Raw genomic sequence first — 17,154 nt, 5'->3', positions numbered from 1 at the left:
CGATTCCACCCTTGGTGTCAATAGGTGTTCGCGGGCAGGCTGCGTGCGCCGGACCACAGATCGTCGATCAAGCGCTCATAGCTGTCGGCGAGGTCGTCGAGGCGGACCCATTCGTCGTAGAAGACCGACTCGGGGGCGCCGGCCAGGCCGACGAACGCCTGGGAACAGTGCTTGGCCAGACGATCGACCAGGCCGCCGAGGGTTTCGCAGTGTTCGTCCGCCGCGGCGTGCGGAACGGGGGCGGCGAGGATCACCCAGCGGTCGATCGCGCGCATCAGCTGGGCCCGGCGCCGGTCGATGCGCTCGGACTCGCTCAGCGGGGAGCGCTCGCGCAACTGGTGCAGCAGTGCCAGCTCCCCGGCGGCATCGAGGATGGGGTGGTCATCGTGTGGCAAACCACGGAACGCCGCGAGGAGCACGTCCCGGCCGGGCAGCATCGCCTCTCGTGCCGCGTGCCGCATTTCACCGCTCCCCCGCCGAACCGACGACGTCAACGTGCGAAATCTTCATCTGGCACACCTCCGGCTCGGGCACGGCACCCCGGCGGGGGTGCCATCGCGTGCGGACGGAACACGCCGGGTGGACACCGATCGCATCCACCCGGCAACCATTCCGCCACCACTGTCCCCTACAACGGCCCGTCGGCGGAAGCGAATCGGCACCGGACATCCAAATTGTCCGCTTCGCCGCCCCTTGTCCGCCGCGCCCCCAGGCCTGCTTACTGCACGCGCAGGCTGCCGAAGAGGCCGTCTTTCTCGTCTTCGGGACCTGCCGTGAAGTAGAGGGCGTTCGCGTCGCCCAGGCTTTCGCCGTTGCCGAACATCAACGCCCACAGGCCCGCGATCTCGACCGGCTTCGCCTCACCGTCGCGCAGATAGTCGACGAAGGTGCCGGTGGTGTCGTCGTAGGCGAGGACCCGGCCGAGGCCACCGAAGTTGCCGATCAGCAGTTTGCCCGACAGCGCGCCGAAGTTCGACGGCGCGATCGCCACACCCCACGGCGCGTTGAGCCTGCCGCCGTCGTCGATGATGCGCACCAGCTTGCCCGCCCCGTCGAACTCGGCGACCTTGCCCTTGTCGGGCTTGCCGTGGGAGTCCTTGTCCTGGTCGGCGTCGAGCGAGGCTTCCTCGGCCTTGTCGAAGGCTTTCGGGTCGTTCTCGTCGGGCTGCGTCACGGCATAGGACACGAACACCCGGCTGCCCAGGGTGGTGATGTTGAACGGCGCGGGATCGCCTGGCTTGGCCTTCTTGCCCTTCTCGGGCGAGGACGCGTCGATCACCTCACCGGTGCCGAACGGGTTGGCGAAACCGGTGGTCGCGACCGGCTGCCAGAACTTGTCGAAGGTGCGAACCTGCGGGTCGGCACCGAAATCGGCGGCCAGCAGCTTGTCACCCGAGGGCGCCAGCGCGATTCCGAAGAAGGCCATGCCCGCAGCGGAACCGTCGAACACCTGGTTCGCGCCGCCGTCGCGGCGCACGATCGCGCCGTCGGGGGCCTGTTCGGTCCAGGCCGAGATCTTGCCCGAGTCGGTGGCGAAGATGAAGCGCGAGGAACCGCCGAGCGGGATCGGCACACCGTCCACATCGACCCACTGGTCGCGCACCGCGAACAGATCCGAGGTGATCGGCGCCGGGTTGAACACAACGCCGGTGACCTTGCCGATGCTCTTGTCGGAGGTATCGGCATCGGCGCCGGGGACGCCGACGAGCTTGAGCTGGTCCTGGGTCAGCTTCTGCAGCTTGGGATCCGAGGACGACTGCACGTCACCGAGGAACTGGAACGACTTGCCGCCCGCGCCGACCCAGAAATGCCCACCCGCGCCCTTCGGCCGATCGGCCAGTCCCCAGGCGTTGACCATGCCGGGCAGCGTGAACTGGGCGTGATAGGAGTCCTTGTCGGCGGCCAGGTTGGTCTGGCCGTAGCGGTTGCCGTCCAGCGCGGCCACATCGTCGCTCGAGGGCTCGGTGTTCGAGCACGCCACGGCGAGCAACACTGCCGCGCCGAGTACCGCACCACGCACCAGCCCGGACCGCACCCCGCGGGCGCCCCTCACATGTCCGTTCACGTTCTTGTCCTTTCGACCTTCCGCCGGACGGCGTTCAGGCGAGGCTGACCTTATCGTGGCTGATGCGGCGGTGTGCCGTGACCGTCGCAGGAAGCACAGGGCTACGCTGTCGGCCGTGGTCGAACCTTCCCCCAACATCGCCCCGCATCCCGACATCGCCGCCCTGGCACCACTACTCGGCACCTGGCGCGGTCGGGGCAGCGGCGAATACCCGACCATCGAATCCTTCGACTACGTCGAGGAGATCACCTTCGGGCACCTCGGCCGACCGTTCCTCACCTACAAGCAGCGGACCAAGGCCGGCTCCGACGGCAGGCCGCTGCACGCGGAGACCGGCTACCTGCGCAGTCCGGCGCCGGGCCGGGTCGAATTGATACTCGCCCATCCGACCGGAATCACCGAGATCTGCGAGGGCACGATCACCGAAACGGTGGACGGAATTCGTCTGGAATTGAACTCCACGAATATCGGTCTGAGCGAATCAGCAAAGCCGGTTACCGCCGTCGGACGCTCATTCCATGTCACCGGCGACACCATCGAGTACACGCTACGAATGGCGGCGGTCGGCGAATCTTTGCAGCATCACCTAGCGGCAACTCTGCAACGCGGCTGAGTCACGCGCAATTCGGCAAGTTACCCGAGCATGACCTTTGATCAGCGCATTTGCCGGATCGAAACCGATAATTCACCTTTTCATCACGGCCCGGTAGCAGTTGTGTTCGAACACGCCCGCACATAGGGCAACAATTGTGTGTCGCTTGCTGCCGTCGCCTGTTGCCGAAGTAACCGCCGTTCTACGGTGGTGCATCAGCTAATCCTCAGACAATCGAACGACCTGCCCCGCGAACACGTCGAAACCCTGAATGAGGGAGACGAACCATGAGGCGTTCTACTTTGATCTTGACCACGGCGGGGATGATCCTCGGCGGCGCGGCCGCCATCGACGTCCTCGACAGCGCGGCCACCGCCGCACCCGAGCCCGTTGTCAGCTACAACGTGCTGCACGACACAGCGACATCCCACACCGACAGCACATCGCTCGCGGTGGTGCGGGGTCTGCTGGCGACCGAGAACGCCGACTGACCCGACACCATCACGAATCCCGTACGGCCCGCAGGCCCGTTCGACGGCGCGATCAGTAGCCGGCGGGTAGTGCGGCGAACATATCCCGGGTGACAGCCACCGCGTTGTCGGAACTGCCACCCTTCACCAGCAGCGTCGCGAAGGCGATATCCCCGCGATAGCCGATGAACCACGAGTGCGATCCACCGTCGACCTCGGCCTCGCCGGTCTTGCCGTAGACCTCACCTTGATCCCTGATGCGTTCGGCCGTGCCACCCGTGACCACCATGCGCATCATCGAACGCAGCCCCTCGACCACCTCCGGCGCGATCGCGGGCCGATCGCCGGTGATCTCGGTGGGCCTGCCCGCGATCAGATACGGCACCGGCGCGGCACCATGGGCGACCGTCGCGGCCATCACGGCCATGCCGAACGGGCTCACCACCACTCGGCCCTGGCCGATGCCGTCTTCGGCGCGCTGGACGAGCCCCTCGGCCTTCGGCACGGACCCGGACACGGTCGGTAGACCTTCGACCTTGTAGTCCTGGCCCACGCCGAGACGCGCCGCGGCCTCGGTGAGCGCGTCGGGTTCGAGCTTGCTGGCCAGCCTGGCGAAGGTGGTGTTGCACGAGCGTTCGTAGGCGGTGGCCATCGGCACTTCACCGACGGTGAACATGTTGTAGTTGGGGATAGTGCGCTCGCCGATGATGGTGCTGCTCGGACAGGCCAGCACGGTGTCGGGCGTAGCCAGCCCGGAGGCCATCGCCGCCGACGCCGTCACCGTCTTGAAGATCGAGCCCGGCGGGTACTGACCGCTGGTGGCCACCGGACCGTCGCGGTCGGCGAACTTGTTCTGGGCCACCGCGAGGATCGCACCGGTCGACGGGCGCAACACCACCATCATCGCCTGCTCGGTGCGCAGGTCGACCGCGTGCTGGGCGGAATTCTGCACGAACCGATCGATGCTCAGCGCGAACGACGGCGCGGGTTCGGCCGCTTCCTCGTGCAGCACATCGAGGTCGGCGCCGTCGGCATTGCGGGTGACCACGCTCCAGCCCGCCTTGCCGTCGACCTCGGCGATCACCGTCTTGCGGACCTGGGTGAGCAGGTCGGGCGCGAATTTGCGGTCGGTGGGCACCATGTCCCACTCCTGGGTCAGGGTCACGCCGGGCAGGCCGATCAGTTCGCCGCCGATGGTCTCGGCCTCGTACTCGTTGAGCAGGATCACGGTGTGCGCGCCGTCGGTCTTGCGCGCCGCGGTGAGGATGGACTGCGGGGTGTAGGCGACGGGGTCGATACGGCTCAGCGCCGCGGCGAGCGCACCGGCGACGCGGCTGGGGTCGGGGGCGTCGGCCACGGTGAACTTCACCCGCGAGATCTTGCCGGGGACCAGCACATCGCTGCCCGCGGCCTCGTTCACCCTGGCGCGCGGCGCGGGTCGGGTGCGCAACTCCATGCTCTGGGTGTCACCCAGTTTGGGGTGGATGTCGGCGGAGCTCCAGCGGACCAGCCAGCGCCCGTCACTGCGGCCCATCTGCAATTCGCCGGAATAGGTCCACTGACGACCCTTCGGCAGGGTCCACTCGTAGGTGTAGTCGACCGTCGCGGTGTCACCGTTGACGCGCGCGTCGCCGGTGCGGATCGACAGCTTCTCCGCCTGCAACGCCTGCCACGTCGAAGTCAGTGCCGCCGCGGCCTTCTCGGGTGCGGTGGTGAGCGCCGCGGCCGCGGGGAGATCGTGTTCGGCGAACGCCTCGGCGAAGGCGTCGGCGGCGGGCACCGGCCCCTGGGCACCGGAAGAACAGGCCGTCGCCGCGACAGCGAGGGCGGCCACCGCGCACGTGGTGAGCATCCGTGTCCTCATCGGCACCGATGGTAGCGGCGAAAAGCCCTCCGACCTCGGCGCCACGCGCCAAAGTTTCAGTCCAGCAAGACGGTTGCGAAGGTAGCGATCTGACGGAATCCCACCCGGCTGTAGGCGCGGCGGGCGACGCGGTTGTAGTCGTTGACGTAGAGGCTCGCCGTACGGCCCGTTGCCACAACAGCATTGGCGACCGAGGCGGTCCCGGCGGTCCCCACACCCGCACCCCGGAATTCGGGATGCACCCACACGCCTTGGATCTGGCCGGTGCGCCGCGACAGCGCGCCGATCTCGGCCTTGTAGACGACCTCACCGTCTTCGAAACGTGCCCAGGCCCTACCGGATTCGATGAGGTTCTTGATCCGCCTCCGATAGCCGCGCCCACCGTCACCCGTGCGCGGGTCGATGCCGACCTCTTCGATGAACATCGCGATCGCGGCGGTCAAATAGCGGTCGATCTCGTCGGGCCGCACGCGGCGCACTCCCCCGTCGGCGCGCGCGGCGGCCGGCCTGGCCAGTGCCAGCAGAGGCTGATCGGCGCGCAGTTCCCTGGCCGGGCCCCAGGCCGGGAGCAGCATCTCCCACAGCGGGAGTGCGAGTTCCTGCCTGCCGACCACCGAGGAACACACCCGCGGCCAGCGGCCTGCCCGATCGGCGAACGCGCGCAATGCCTGCTGGTCACCGCGCAGCGGCACCAGATTGGCGCCGGAGAAACACAGGGAGTCGGCCGGTCCGCCGCGGCTCCACAGCTCACCGGCACCGGTCCGGGAGTCGATCCCGAATTCCTGCACCCGGGCCGCGATCATGCACGACGCCACCGGGTCGGCGTCGAGGACGCGCAGCACCTCACCGACATCTCGCACGGCCACCGGGCGCGCGGGAGCGGTTTTGGACCGTCGCGTCGGCTCCAGCAGACTCCGCACGGCACAAGCCTGCCACGAAAGCACGCCGAGCGGTACGGGTCCGCCGAATCCGGTGGATGACTGTGCGGAGGCCGGTTCAGCTCACAGAGACAACGGGCTCAGTGCCCGGCTCCGCGTCCATCTGTTCGGCGATGCGCATCGCCTCTTCGATCAGGGTCTCCACGATCAAATGCTCGGGCACGGTCTTGATGACCTCACCCTTGACGAAGATCTGCCCCTTGCCGTTACCGGAGGCGACACCGAGGTCGGCCTCGCGTGCCTCGCCGGGCCCGTTCACGACACAGCCCATCACCGCGACGCGCAGCGGCACCTCCAGGCCGTCCAGACCGGCGGCGACCGCGTCGGCCAGGGTGTACACGTCCACCTGAGCGCGTCCGCACGATGGGCAGGACACGATCTCGAGCTTGCGCGGGCGCAGGTTCAGCGACTGCAGGATCTGGCTGCCGACCTTGATCTCCTCGGCGGGCGGGGCCGAGAGCGACACACGGATCGTGTCGCCGATGCCCTCGCTGAGCAGCGCGCCGAAGGCCACCGCGGACTTGATCGTGCCCTGGAACGCCGGACCCGCTTCGGTGACGCCGAGGTGCAGCGGGTAGTCGCTCTGCGCGGCGAGCTGGCGGTAGGCCTCGACCATGATCACCGGGTCGTTGTGCTTGACCGAGATCTTGATGTCGCCGAAGCCGTGCTCCTCGAACAGGCTCGCCTCCCACAGCGCCGACTCGACCAGCGCTTCGGGGGTGGCCTTGCCGTACTTCTCCAGCATCCGCTTGTCCAGCGAACCGGCGTTGACGCCGATGCGGATCGGGATGCCCGCGGCGCCCGCGGCCTTGGCCACCTCGCCGACGCGGCCGTCGAATTCCTTGATGTTGCCCGGGTTGACGCGCACCGCGGCGCAGCCCGCGTCGATGGCGGCGAAGATGTAGCGCGGCTGGAAGTGAATGTCGGCGATCACCGGGATCTGCGACTTCTTCGCGATCGTGGCGAGCGCGTCGGCGTCTTCCTGGCGCGGACAGGCCACCCGCACGATGTCGCAGCCCGAGGCAGTGAGCTCGGCGATCTGCTGCAGCGTGGCGTTGATGTCGTGGGTCTTGGTGGTGGTCATCGACTGCACCGAGATCGGCGAATCGCTACCGACGCCGACATTGCCGACCATCAGCTGGCGGGTCTTGCGCCGGGGTGCGAGAACAGCAGCGGGGGCGGTGGGCATCCCCAATCCGATTGTGCTGGTCACGTTCGGCTGCCTTCTTTCGTACGTTTCGCGGATCGACCTGGGTTGTTGATGCCGAGCTTAGTCGCGCAAGGTAACCGGGCGCCCTGTGAGGGGCACGACACCGGTCGTCTCACCTCAGGGCAGACGGATCGGGTTGACGATATCGGCGGCCAAGGTCAGCACCATGAACGCACCACCGATCACTACCGCCACATAGGTCACCGGGAGCAGCTTCAGATAGTCGACCGGACCGGCAGGGGCCTTGCCGAGCCAGCCGCGGATCGTGTTCCGGATCTTCTCGTAGAGCACCACCGCGATATGCCCGCCGTCCAGCGGCAGCAGGGGCAGCAGGTTGAATGCTCCCAGGAAGAAGTTCAAGCTGGCCAGCACCATAATGAACATGCCCCACAGGCCACGCTCGGCGGTCTCGCCACCGATGCGGCTGGCACCGTAGACGCTGACCGGGGTCTCCGGATCGCGCTCGCCGCCGGTCACCGCTTCCCACAGCGCCGACACCTTCTGCGGCATCTTGGCGAGCGACTTCACCGTCTCGACGAAGAAATCACCGGTGAACGAGATGGTGGCGGGGATCGCCGCGATCGGGCCGTACTGCTTCGGCTCGGCGTAGTCGGGGCCGACGCCGACCGCGCTCACTTCACGACTCGCGCCTTCCTTGGGCGAGCGCATGACCCGTTCCGGAGTGACCGGGACCGTCAGCGTGGTGCCGTCGCGTTCGATCGTGTAGGTGAAAGTGCCGGTCTGCTTCTGGGTTTCGGCCTGGAACTGCGCCCAGGTGCTCACCTCGACACCGTTCACGGCCTTCACCACGTCACCACGCTGCAAACCGGCACGCTGGGCGGGTCCGTCGCCGGTGCAGGGGGCAAGGGTCTTCTGCGGGGTCTCCTGCGCGACACAGCTCATGGTGCCCAGCGCGGTGGCAGGCGGCTGCTCGAGCTGGGGCAGACCCCAGCCGACCGCGAGGACCATCAGCAGGACGAACCCGAGCAGGAAGTTCATGCCGATGCCGCCGAACATCACGACCAGCCGCTTCCAGGTCGACTGGCGATACATCGCCCGGTCGACCTCCTCCGGTTCGAGCTCGTCGAGCGCCGTCATGCCCGCGATGTCGCAGAAGCCGCCCAGCGGCAGCGCCTTGAGCCCGTACTCGGTCTCCCCGCGACGGAAGGAGAACACCTTCGGCCCGAAGCCGATGAAGTAGCGGCGCACCTTCATGCCGGTGGCCTGCGCGGCCCACATGTGCCCGCACTCGTGCAGCGCGATCGAAATCGTGATACCGAGAGCGAACAGTGCGAACCCCAGCGCGAAAACCATGTGGGCCCTTCTCTTTGGCGGCTGGCGCCGCGTGTTTTCGGCCTCGTAACCCCGAATCCGAGGGGCGATACTGCGCCTGCGGCGTTCCGTCTCGCCCCTCGGATCCGGGGCGGCCGAAAACGTGGTGGTCTCGTTGTGGTCGTCAGGTCAGGACGTTGTTTCACCGTCGATGGTCTTCGCGGCGTACTCCCGTGCCCAGCGGTCGGCCGCGAGGACGTCGTCCAGGGTATCGGGTTCGGCGTGCCAGCGGTCGGCGGCCTCTACCGCGCGGGTGACGGTGCGCACGATGGCGGGGAAGGTGATCTTGCCGTCGAGGAAAGCTTGGACCGCGACTTCGTTGGCGGCGTTGTAGACCGCGGTGACGCTGCCGCCCGCTTCGCCTGCCTGCCTGGCCAGGCGGACGGCGGGGAAGACCTCGTCGTCGACCGGCTCGAAGGTCCAGGTGGAGGCGGTACCGAAATCGCAGGCGGCGGCCGCGCCGGGGATGCGGTCGGGCCAGCCCAGCGCCAGGGCGATGGGGAGTTTCATGTCAGGGGGGCTGGCCTGGGCCAGGGTGGAGCCGTCGGTGAAGGTGACCATCGAGTGGACGATCGACTGGGGGTGGACGGTGACGTCGATCCGGTCGTAGGGCACACCGAACAGCAGGTGGGTCTCGATCAGTTCCAGGCCCTTGTTCACCAGCGAGGCCGAGTTCAGGGTGTTCATCGGGCCCATCGACCAGGTCGGGTGGGTCTTGGCCTCCGCGGGGTTCACCGATTCGAGCATCTCGGTGCTCCAGCCGCGGAACGGTCCACCCGACGCGGTGAGCACGAGGCGGTCGACCTCCTGCGCGCGACCGCCGCGCAGGCACTGGGCCAGCGCCGAGTGCTCGGAGTCGACGGGCACGATCTGGCCGGGCGCGGCCGCCCGCGTCACCAGGGAGCCGCCCGCGACCAAGGATTCCTTGTTCGCCAGCGCCAGGCGGGTGCCCGCGTGCAGGGTGGCCAGCGTGGGTTCCAGACCCAGCGAACCCACCAGCGCATTGAGCACGACATCGGCGTCGGTGCGGCGGACCAGTTCGGTCACGGCGTCGGGGCCGCCGAGTTCCAGCCCGAGCGCCTGGGCGGCGGCGGGATCGGCGACGGCGACATTGCGGGTGCCGGTGGCGGTCATCTGCTCGGCGAGCAGGGCGGGGTTGCCGCCGCGTGCGGCCAGCCCGACCACCTCGAAGCGGTCGGGGTTGGCGGCGATCACCTCGAGCGCCTGGGTACCGATCGAACCGGTACTGCCGAGAAGCAGCACCTTCACCCGATCGGTGGACGGGGAACTGTCGTGCGTGGCACGCGTTGCGGGGTGGGACACGGGCCCATTGTGGCAGGGCTGCTGGCTACGACGGACGGTCGTATGCCACGATATGCTCACTCGCCCAACCAGAACTCGAGCCCTTAGGAGCGATCGTGGCAGCCACGGACCTCGATAAAGCCAGCACCGAGCGTGCCGTCGCCACCAGCGTCGACCCCGCCGAGGTGCCCTCGGCAGCATGGGGCTGGAGCGGTGAGTCGCGCAAGACCTTCCGCATCGCGGGTTGGGTCGTCATCGTGGCCCTGCTCGGGATGACCATCGGCAACCACAAGGGTCATGTCGAGGACATCTTCCTCGTCGGCCTGGCAGGCGTGATGGCGATCATCCTGGTCGTCGATTCGCTCACCCAGCGGATGCCGAAGTAGTTCTTCGACGACAAGTACGTCCACGCCTGCGGCAATCACCATGCGCCGCAGGCGTTTTCGTGCGTCAGCGGCCGCGCCGGGCCGGTTTGCGGCCACGCGCGACCGGCTTCTTCGGCGCCGGTTTCTTGGCCGTGGGCTTCTTCGCCGCGGGTTTGCGCGCGGGCGCCGTGGCGCGCTGCTCCGGCTCCGCGACCCCGCCGCGCGAGCTGTTGGCCGAGCGGCCGCGCACGATACCGACGAACTCCTCGAGCAGATCGCTGTCGGTCCCGGCAGGCCACGCCAGCGCGATCTCGGTGAACTCGGTGTCGCTGATCGGGCGGTAGACCAGGTCGCGGCGGTGATGCAGGCGCGCGATCGATTGCGGCATGATCGCCGCGCCGCCCACGGCGGCGACCAGGGCGAGAGTGTCGACGGCCTGATCGAGATCGGCACCGTCCTGGATCGTCTCGTCGGCCAGATCCGCCGGGCTGATCGTCTCGAGCAGTGACAGCGCGTCGTCTTTCTGCACGACCGCGACCGGCGTCTCCTGCCACAGCGCGATCGCGTTGGTCGCGGTCCGGTCGATGGGCAGCCGGACGAAGCACAGGTCGACGCGCCCCTCGCGCAGCACCGACTCCTGCTCGCCCTGCGCGACGCCGACCACCTCGAGCGGGTGGTCAGGTAGCCGCTCGCCCCAGATCCGCGCCCACTTCGACACCGTCACTCCCGGCACGAACCCCACCCGCAGGCTCGCGGGCGCGTCGGGCTTCTGCTCCCGTTCGGCCTGCTCCCGCACCCGGATCAGGTCCCTGGCACGCGCGAGCAGGGCGGTGCCGTCGTCGGTGAGCTGGGTGGGCGAAGCGCCCGGCACGAAGACGCGGGTGCCGAGCTCTTCTTCCAGCTCGATCACGGTGGCGCTGAGAGCCTGCCGTGGGATCCGCAGCGCCTTGGCGGCGCGGGCGAAGTGCAACTCCTCGGCGACCGCGACGAAACGACGCAACCGGTCGAGGTCGATGGAGTCGGCGGCGGTGACGTCGAAGTCGCTCATTCTGACCAGAATATGGCACCCGCCGATCGGGTCGACGAGCCGATCAGAGGTTGGCCAGCAGCGCGATCACGCCGGCGATCACGATGACGACGACCAACAGGACCGCGTAGGCGCCCAGTGCCGATCCCCAGCCGCCCCGTTGCGGCGGCGGATTCGGGATCGGCACCGGTTGCTGCCGATACTGCGGCGGGGGCGCGTACTGCGGCTGCGGCATCCGCGGGGGCATCGGAGCGGGGTTGTACTGCGGGATGGGAGTGCCCGTCGAGCTCACCGGGCGCATGGGCTGCATGCCGACGAACGGCTGCGCGTGCGACCCCGAGGTCGGCCGGGCGATCGGGCGGGCACCGGTGGTTCCGGTGCGCACCGCACGCTGCGCGGCGTCGACGAACTCCTCGCACGAGGTGAACCGATCGGCGGGTCGCTTGGCCAGCGCACGCGCCATCACGGCGTCGAGCACCGGCGGCAGGCCCGCGCGGCGCGGACTGATCGGGGGTGGCGGCGCTTGCAGATGACCGGTGATCACCGCGGCCGGGCTGGTCGATTCGTAGGGCGCGCTGCCGGTCAGCAGTGTGTAGAGCGTGCACGCGAGGGAGTACTGGTCGGCGCGGTGATCCAGTGCGGCGCCGGTGAGCTGCTCTGGCGCGGCGTAGGCCAGCGTGGCGGTGAACGATCCGGTCTCGGTGAGATGACCCGAATCGTCGCGCAGCCGTGCGATGCCGAAGTCGGTGAGATACACCCGCTCCTGGCTGCTGGAGCGCGCCAGCAGGATGTTGGCGGGCTTGACGTCGCGGTGCAGCACCCCCGCGCGATGCGCGTAGTCGAGCGCGGCGGCGGTCTCACCGATGATCTGCAGCGCCCGGTCCGGCGGCAGGGAATGCGGATCCAGCGAGGAGGCATCGATCCCGTCGATGTACTGCATGCTGATCCACAGCTGATCGCCCTCGACGCCGCGGTCGAACACGGTGACGATGTTGGGGTGGTCGAGCTGCGCGACCAGGTCGGCTTCACGCTCGAACCTGGCCCGGATCTCCTTGTCGGAGAACAACTCCCGATTCAGCAGCTTGAGCGCCGTCCATCGGGGCAGACGTGGGTGCCTGGCCAGATACACCGATCCCATCCCGCCCTGACCCAGCTGCCGGTCGATCGTGTAGCCGGCGAACACCGTCCCGTCAGAAACCACTCTGACCCCCGAATCTCGCTCTTCGTCCGACGGCCTGGACCCTACCAAACGCCAGGACCCGCGAATCGGTGCAGTACACCGCTGTGTGGCAGGTTCAACCCAGTGGAAAGCGGGCGATGTCGGCGAGGAGAACAGGCATATCGGTCTCGACTGTGGTGAAAGCCGAGCCGCGCTGGAAGACCAGCACCCATCGTCTTCGCGCGGAATCGCTGAAGGTGGACACCACGGCGGAGCCACTGTATCCGCCGTTGTAGGCCTGTTCACGATGGTGGTCGGTACGCGAGCCGGTCGAGGTGTTTCCCTTGTCACCGGTCTCACCACGAAACCGATTCACTGCCTCGACTGCGTCTGCCGCGGTCGCGAAGGCGTAGAAGAAATAGTCGGTATCGGCACTGTCCAGACTGCCGCACGACCATTTCGCGTCTGCCTCCTGAAACGTCAACTCCCACAGGAGTTCGTTCCGGATCTTCGTGTTCGCGTACGCCGAGCACTCACGACCCTCGAATCCGGGGCCGTCCGCAAATCCGGTCGGCACCATCTGGGGAAATGCCTGCGACATCGCGGCCAGATCTTTGTGCGCACGCGATCGTTCCAGCATGTCCGAAATCCAGGTGCTCTCGTCCTGCCACACCCAGGTGACGGCGCCGCCGATGATCAGTGTCAAGGTCAGCAACACCGCTGCGACTACCCGGCCGCCCTTTCGACGCGGCACCGACGCGCGGTAACCGGAGCTTCGCGGCATCGGCGGCGGTGCGTAGCCCGGGTTCGGCTGGGGCGCGGCGAAGCGCGGCGCGTGCCCGCCGTCACCGTACGGATTCGGCTGGGGGTGTCGGGGCACCGAGCGCGCACCGGCGAACACGGTGGGTTGCGCACCGGTGCCACTCAGCGCACGGCGTGCGGCAGCCGCGAATTCGGCGCAGGAGTCGAATCGGTCGGTGGCGCGTTTGGCGAGGGCGCGGGCGAGGACCGCGTCCATGGCTGCGGGCAGATCCGGTCGACGGGCGCGCAGCGACGGGGGCGGGGATTGGAGGTGCCCCTGGATCACCTGCACCGGGTTCGCCGCCTCGAACGGGGCGACGCCGGTCAGCAGCGAGTACAGGGTGCAGGCCAGGGCGTACTGGTCGGCGCGGTGGTCGAGGTGGGCGCCGGTGAGTTGTTCCGGGGCGGCAAAGGCCAGAGTCGCGGTGAACGAGCCGGTCCGGGTCAGGTGGTGGACGTCGTCGCGCGGACGGGCGATACCGAAGTCGGTGAGCAGAACTCGTTCACTGCCGTCGGCCTCGGCGAGCAGGATATTGGCGGGCTTCACGTCGCGGTGCAGGACGCCGTTGCGGTGCGCGTGGTCCAGGGCCGCCGCGGTGCCCTCGATGATGTGCAGGGCGCGTTCGGCGGGGACGGGATGTGCGATCGTGGCCGCGTCTACGCCGTCGACGAACTGCATGCTGATCCACAGGCGCCCGTCATCGCTGCCACGGTCGTAGACCGTGACGATGTTGGGGTGCTCCAATTGCGCGGCGAGGTCGGCCTCGCGCTCGAACCTGGCACGAATCTCGTTGTCGGCGAACAGCTCCGGATTCAGCAGCTTCAACGCGGTCTGCCGAGGCAGGCGCGGATGCCGGGCAAGATACACCGAACCCATCCCGCCGCGCCCCAGCTGCCGTTCGATCGCGTACCCGGCGAAGACGTCCCCCGTCGCAAGCATGGTCCCCCGTTGTCCACCGAAGCAGTGCCCGGCCTTCAGCGAATATCCCCGCCGCCGACCAGCACCAACCCTAATCGTCGCGAGGACAGGGCACTACACCCCGGCTCAGTCCTCCACCCGCACACCCATCGACCGCGCTGTGCCCGCGACGATGCGCATCGCCGCTGCGACATCGTCGGTGTTCAGGTCGGGGAGTTTGCGGATCGCGATGCGGCGCAATTGATCCCGGCTGATCGCCCCCACCGGTTTGTGTCCGGGCTGCGGGGAGCCGGGGTGGCCGAGAGCCTTGCGGATCAACGATGCGGTCGGTGGGGTCTTGAGCCGCATCGTCCAGCGTTTGCGGGCGTCGATCGTGATGACGGCCGGAATGATCTCGCCACGCCGATCCGCGGTGGCGGCGTCGTAGCGCCGTTTGACCTCGAAGGGCGCAACGCCGGTCGGACCGAGCATCTTGCCGAGGATCATCAGCGAGGCATTGCCCGCTTCGAGCTCGAGAGTGACTGTGACAGAGGCTGTTTCGCGCGCCATAGTCAACGATCTCGGATGCACGCGTCGATCCGGTCCCACGACGGTAACGCCTGGGCCGCAACCCGCTCCAGCGGTTCGGTTCGCCTGATCCCGATTCGCCTGTCAGTCTGTGGGCGTGAAACGGGACGTTTCCGCTCGCCTGGAGGTCGCGGTCCATGCCGATTCGGTGCTGCAGTGTCAGATCGCTGTCGCCCGCCAGCCAGGACTCGATCTCATCGAGTCCATGACATGCTCGCTCGACGGCGAGTTCCTCACGCCGCGCGAAGTGGTCGGTCCGCACGGTTCCCGGATCCACGTGCTCGACGTGCGCGCGGGGACCCTCCGGATCGACTATCAGGCGACCGTCCTCGGCACCGCCGTCCTCGCGCCGCCGTCCGACTACGACCTCGCGCTGTACCGGCGGCCGAGCCGCTACGCGGAGTCGGACAAGCTGCTCGGCTTCGCGGCAGCCGAATTCGGTTACGGCATCGCCGATCCCGAGGTGGCCAACCGCGTCTCGTCGTGGATCGGCAGACGGATCACCTATGTCTCGGGCAGTAGCACGCCCATCGACGGCGCGGTGGAGACACTGCTCTCCGGCACCGGCGTCTGCCGCGACTTCTCGCATCTGATGGTCGCGCTGTTGCGCGCCGTCGGCGTCCCCGCCCGGGTTGCCGCGGTCTACGCGCCGGGCTGTGTGCCGATGGACTTCCACGCCGTCTGTGAGGCCTACATCGACGGCGAGTGGCGCACCTACGACCCGACCGGCCTCGCGCCGCGCTCGAGCCTGGTACGCATTGCCACGGGCCGCGACGCCTCCGATACCGCCTTCCTGGACAACCACGGCGGCGACATCACTTTGAACTTCATGTCGGTCAACGCCTTCGTCGCGGGCCCACTCCCCTACGACGACTTCATCGCACCGAGCAGCATCGTCTGAGCTCGGACACGTCTTCCCGAGCTCATCACGGCGGCGAGGGCCCTAGCCCTCGGCGGCGAGCTGACCGCAGGCGGCGGCGATCTCCTGGCCGCGGGTGTCGCGCACGGTGCACGACACGCCCTGGGCGATCACGCGACGCACGAACTCCTTCTCGACCGGCTTGGGGCTGGCATCCCACTCGCTGCCCGGTGTCGGGTTGAGCGGGATCAGGTTCACGTGCACGAGCGGACCGAGCGCCTTGTGCAGCTTCTTGCCCAGCAGATCCGCCCGCCACGGCTGATCGTTGATATCGCGGATCAACGCGTACTCGATCGACACGCGACGCCCGGACTTGTCGGCGTAATACCGTGCGGCGTCGAGCACTTCGGCGATCGACCAGCGATTGTTCACCGGCACCAGAGTGTCGCGCAGTTCGTCGTCGGGGGTGTGCAGCGACACCGCAAGCCGCACCGACATGTTCTCGTCGGCCAGCTTGCGGATCGCGGGCGCCAGGCCGACGGTCGACACCGTCACCGACCGCTGCGAAATACCGAGCCCGTCGGGAGCGGGCGAAGTGATCCGGCGAACCGCGTTCACCACCCGCTTGTAGTTGGCCAGCGGCTCGCCCATGCCCATGAACACGATGTTGGACAGCCGGCCCGGACCGCCGTGCACCTCGCCGTCACGCAGGGACGCCGCGGCGGCACGCACCTGGTCGACGATCTCCGCCGTCGACAGGTTGCGAGTGAGCCCCGCCTGCCCGGTCGCGCAGAACGGACAGGCCATTCCGCACCCCGCCTGACTGGAAATGCACAGCGTGTTGCGGTCGGGGTAGCGCATGAGCACGCTCTCCAGCAACGTCCCGTCGTGCGCCTTCCACAGCGTTTTGCGGGTGTCGCCCTCGTCGCAGGCGATATTGCGCACCACCGACAGCAGCGGCGGGAACAGCGTCTCGCCGACCTTCGCGCGCACATCGGCGGGCAGGTCGGTCATCAGGGCAGGATCGGACTGCAGGCGGCCGTAGTACTGACGGGCCAACTGGTCGGCGCGGAACTTCGGCAATCCCAGCTCCTGCACCGCGGCCTTGCGTTCGTCCGAATCGAGATCGGCGAGGTGGCGCGGCGGCATACCGCGGCGCGGGGCATCGAACACGAGGGGCAGGGAGATGGCCATAGTTTCACCATTGTCCCAAACGCCACGTCGGACCTGCCACGCCGGGCGACGTTATCGAGAAGATGCGTGCGTGAGCCATAGCAGTCGGCCATGATCGAACCATGAGTACACATGCGGAATCCGGTGCGTCACCGGCCGAGCACGACCCGCAGGCGACCGATCTCACCGGCAAGCACAGCAAGCCCGCCGAACCGGCGAAACCCGCGGCCGCGCCGGTACCCGTCCCGCGCGACGCCGTGCACGGGTCTCGCACCGGCTACACCTGGATCGCGTTGCTGGCGGCCGCCCTGCTCGGCATCGTGCTGCTGACCTTCATCATCCAGAACCTCGACAAGGTCCGTACCAACCTGCTGTTCTGGGATTTCGAACTGCCGCTCGGTATCACCGTGTTGCTGTCGGTGATCGCGGGCGCGCTGGTGATGGGTCTGGTCGGCGGGGTGCGCATTCTGCAACTGCGGCACGCCGCCAAGCGGTCGTCCTGACGCTGAGT

17 protein-coding genes are annotated in these 17,154 nt (G+C 68.1%); 5 read left to right on the top strand and 12 right to left on the bottom strand.

Annotation, left to right across the window (positions count from 1 at the left end; all coding sequences use genetic code 11):
- Positions 1–17: 17 nt before the first annotated feature.
- Positions 18–461 (bottom strand): hypothetical protein, encoded by a 444-nt coding sequence (locus ACWDXS_RS22875; protein ID WP_378992225.1) that lies wholly within the window; start codon positions 459–461, stop codon positions 18–20.
- A 257-nt stretch (positions 462–718) separates the two neighbouring features.
- Positions 719–2,065, bottom strand: coding sequence for a TIGR03118 family protein (locus ACWDXS_RS22870; protein WP_449968460.1), 1,347 nt, complete (start codon positions 2,063–2,065; stop codon positions 719–721).
- A 115-nt stretch (positions 2,066–2,180) separates the two neighbouring features.
- Here ACWDXS_RS22870 and ACWDXS_RS22865 point away from each other — a divergent pair, with 115 nt between their 5' ends.
- Together ACWDXS_RS22865 and ACWDXS_RS22860 are read left to right on the top strand one after the other, a co-directional pair.
- Entirely contained in the window at positions 2,181–2,678 is a 498-nt protein-coding gene (locus ACWDXS_RS22865; RefSeq protein WP_378992223.1) for a peroxynitrite isomerase, read from the top strand.
- A 266-nt stretch (positions 2,679–2,944) separates the two neighbouring features.
- Positions 2,945–3,148: a hypothetical protein gene (locus ACWDXS_RS22860; protein WP_378992222.1), complete on the top strand. Its 204-nt coding sequence runs from the start codon at positions 2,945–2,947 to the stop codon at positions 3,146–3,148.
- 52 nt (positions 3,149–3,200) lie between these two features.
- On the opposite strand, the gene ACWDXS_RS22855 is transcribed toward ACWDXS_RS22860, so the two are convergent.
- From ACWDXS_RS22855 to dxr, 5 genes are all read right to left on the bottom strand, one after another.
- Positions 3,201–4,991, bottom strand: a complete 1,791-nt coding sequence (locus ACWDXS_RS22855; RefSeq protein ID WP_449968456.1) for a penicillin-binding transpeptidase domain-containing protein — start codon at positions 4,989–4,991, stop codon at positions 3,201–3,203.
- 56 nt (positions 4,992–5,047) lie between these two features.
- Positions 5,048–5,902 carry a GNAT family N-acetyltransferase gene (locus ACWDXS_RS22850; protein ID WP_378992401.1) on the bottom strand — a complete coding sequence of 285 codons (855 nt, stop codon included), beginning with the start codon at positions 5,900–5,902 and terminating at the stop codon, positions 5,048–5,050.
- A gap of 85 nt (positions 5,903–5,987) precedes the next feature.
- Positions 5,988–7,142, bottom strand: coding sequence for a flavodoxin-dependent (E)-4-hydroxy-3-methylbut-2-enyl-diphosphate synthase (gene ispG, locus ACWDXS_RS22845; RefSeq protein ID WP_449968453.1), 1,155 nt, complete (start codon positions 7,140–7,142; stop codon positions 5,988–5,990).
- 114 nt (positions 7,143–7,256) lie between these two features.
- Entirely contained in the window at positions 7,257–8,453 is a 1,197-nt protein-coding gene (locus tag ACWDXS_RS22840; RefSeq protein ID WP_378992219.1) for a M50 family metallopeptidase, read from the bottom strand.
- A gap of 147 nt (positions 8,454–8,600) precedes the next feature.
- Positions 8,601–9,794, bottom strand: coding sequence for a 1-deoxy-D-xylulose-5-phosphate reductoisomerase (dxr, locus tag ACWDXS_RS22835; protein ID WP_378992218.1), 1,194 nt, complete (start codon positions 9,792–9,794; stop codon positions 8,601–8,603).
- A 95-nt stretch (positions 9,795–9,889) separates the two neighbouring features.
- Here dxr and ACWDXS_RS22830 point away from each other — a divergent pair, with 95 nt between their 5' ends.
- Positions 9,890–10,159, top strand: coding sequence for a DUF2631 domain-containing protein (locus ACWDXS_RS22830; protein ID WP_378992217.1), 270 nt, complete (start codon positions 9,890–9,892; stop codon positions 10,157–10,159).
- A gap of 64 nt (positions 10,160–10,223) precedes the next feature.
- Here the strand turns inward: ACWDXS_RS22830 and ACWDXS_RS22825 are convergent, their stop codons facing one another.
- The 4 genes from ACWDXS_RS22825 to ACWDXS_RS22810 all read right to left on the bottom strand — a co-directional run bounded on the left by ACWDXS_RS22825 (position 10,224) and on the right by ACWDXS_RS22810 (position 14,593).
- Complete coding sequence (locus tag ACWDXS_RS22825) at positions 10,224–11,186, bottom strand: LysR substrate-binding domain-containing protein (RefSeq protein WP_449968449.1); 963 nt, start codon at positions 11,184–11,186, stop codon at positions 10,224–10,226.
- A 43-nt stretch (positions 11,187–11,229) separates the two neighbouring features.
- Positions 11,230–12,366, bottom strand: a complete 1,137-nt coding sequence (locus ACWDXS_RS22820) for a serine/threonine-protein kinase (protein WP_387442189.1) — start codon at positions 12,364–12,366, stop codon at positions 11,230–11,232.
- Positions 12,367–12,460: 94 nt separating this feature from the next.
- Positions 12,461–14,065, bottom strand: a complete 1,605-nt coding sequence (locus tag ACWDXS_RS22815; RefSeq protein ID WP_449968446.1) for a protein kinase domain-containing protein — start codon at positions 14,063–14,065, stop codon at positions 12,461–12,463.
- Positions 14,066–14,170: 105 nt separating this feature from the next.
- Complete coding sequence (locus tag ACWDXS_RS22810) at positions 14,171–14,593, bottom strand: uL11 family ribosomal protein (protein WP_379316009.1); 423 nt, start codon at positions 14,591–14,593, stop codon at positions 14,171–14,173.
- A gap of 115 nt (positions 14,594–14,708) precedes the next feature.
- Between ACWDXS_RS22810 and ACWDXS_RS22805 the strand changes: the two genes are divergently transcribed.
- Positions 14,709–15,512 (top strand): transglutaminase-like domain-containing protein, encoded by an 804-nt coding sequence (locus ACWDXS_RS22805; RefSeq protein ID WP_449968443.1) that lies wholly within the window; start codon positions 14,709–14,711, stop codon positions 15,510–15,512.
- Between the two features lie 42 nt (positions 15,513–15,554).
- Here ACWDXS_RS22805 and rlmN read toward each other — a convergent pair whose 3' ends face one another.
- Positions 15,555–16,664: a 23S rRNA (adenine(2503)-C(2))-methyltransferase RlmN gene (gene rlmN, locus ACWDXS_RS22800; RefSeq protein WP_378626392.1), complete on the bottom strand. Its 1,110-nt coding sequence runs from the start codon at positions 16,662–16,664 to the stop codon at positions 15,555–15,557.
- A 101-nt stretch (positions 16,665–16,765) separates the two neighbouring features.
- On the opposite strand from rlmN, the gene ACWDXS_RS22795 reads away from it, so the two are divergent.
- The gene (locus ACWDXS_RS22795) at positions 16,766–17,146 is read left to right on the top strand and encodes a LapA family protein (protein ID WP_449968438.1); all 381 of its coding nucleotides are present in this window, start codon (positions 16,766–16,768) and stop codon (positions 17,144–17,146) included.
- Positions 17,147–17,154: the final 8 nt, after the last annotated feature.

The organism is Nocardia sp. NPDC003183, from assembly GCF_053590715.1.
Note: the sequence above shows the minus strand (reverse complement) of the source record. Positions and strands in the feature narration are given on the sequence as shown.

What these genes read in the sequence shown, in the direction of transcription:
- ACWDXS_RS22840 (WP_378992219.1), bottom strand. Translation starts at nt 8,453, where the DNA reads ATGGTTTTCGCGCTGGGGTTCGCACTGTTCGCTCTCGGTATCACGATT.
- ACWDXS_RS22795 (WP_449968438.1), top strand. Translation starts at nt 16,766, where the DNA reads ATGAGTACACATGCGGAATCCGGTGCGTCACCGGCCGAGCACGACCCG.
- ACWDXS_RS22875 (WP_378992225.1), bottom strand. Translation starts at nt 461, where the DNA reads ATGCGGCACGCGGCACGAGAGGCGATGCTGCCCGGCCGGGACGTGCTC.
- ACWDXS_RS22810 (WP_379316009.1), bottom strand. Translation starts at nt 14,593, where the DNA reads ATGGCGCGCGAAACAGCCTCTGTCACAGTCACTCTCGAGCTCGAAGCG.
- rlmN (WP_378626392.1), bottom strand. Translation starts at nt 16,664, where the DNA reads ATGGCCATCTCCCTGCCCCTCGTGTTCGATGCCCCGCGCCGCGGTATG.
- ACWDXS_RS22855 (WP_449968456.1), bottom strand. Translation starts at nt 4,991, where the DNA reads ATGAGGACACGGATGCTCACCACGTGCGCGGTGGCCGCCCTCGCTGTC.
- ACWDXS_RS22825 (WP_449968449.1), bottom strand. Translation starts at nt 11,186, where the DNA reads ATGAGCGACTTCGACGTCACCGCCGCCGACTCCATCGACCTCGACCGG.
- ACWDXS_RS22860 (WP_378992222.1), top strand. Translation starts at nt 2,945, where the DNA reads ATGAGGCGTTCTACTTTGATCTTGACCACGGCGGGGATGATCCTCGGC.
- ACWDXS_RS22815 (WP_449968446.1), bottom strand. Translation starts at nt 14,065, where the DNA reads ATGCTTGCGACGGGGGACGTCTTCGCCGGGTACGCGATCGAACGGCAG.